This window comes from Enterobacter cloacae complex sp. SHL012 (genome assembly GCF_049237505.1).
Lineage (GTDB): Bacteria > Pseudomonadota > Gammaproteobacteria > Enterobacterales > Enterobacteriaceae > Enterobacter > Enterobacter kobei.
In genome coordinates this window covers 1-536 of the sequence record NZ_JBMKIZ010000017.1, presented here as the reverse complement: position 1 = coordinate 536, position 536 = coordinate 1, and the positions used below count along the sequence as shown (strand labels likewise).

General features: G+C 51.9%; 1 protein-coding gene. It reads left to right on the top strand.

Features of this window, described 5'->3' with window-relative positions; genetic code table 11:
- Positions 1 to 536: EF-Tu/IF-2/RF-3 family GTPase (locus ACOTY9_RS22040; RefSeq protein ID WP_284961694.1), on the top strand; the 536-nt coding region annotated here is incomplete at both ends.

The following is a 536-nucleotide window of genomic DNA, read 5'->3' as shown; positions in this document are numbered from 1 at the left end:
GAACCAGAGCGTGCGATTGACAAGCCATTCCTGCTGCCAATCGAAGACGTATTCTCCATCTCCGGTCGTGGTACCGTTGTTACCGGTCGTGTAGAGCGCGGTATCATCAAAGTTGGTGAAGAAGTTGAAATCGTTGGTATCAAAGAGACTGCGAAGTCTACCTGTACTGGCGTTGAAATGTTCCGCAAACTGCTGGACGAAGGCCGTGCTGGTGAGAACGTTGGTGTTCTGCTGCGTGGTATCAAACGTGAAGAAATCGAACGTGGTCAGGTTCTGGCGAAGCCAGGCTCAATCAAGCCACACACCAAGTTCGAATCTGAAGTGTACATCCTGTCCAAAGACGAAGGCGGCCGTCATACTCCGTTCTTCAAAGGCTACCGTCCACAGTTCTACTTCCGTACAACTGACGTGACCGGTACCATCGAACTGCCAGAAGGCGTTGAGATGGTAATGCCAGGCGACAACATCAAGATGGTTGTGACTCTGATCCACCCAATCGCGATGGACGACGGTCTGCGTTTCGCAATCCGTGAAGG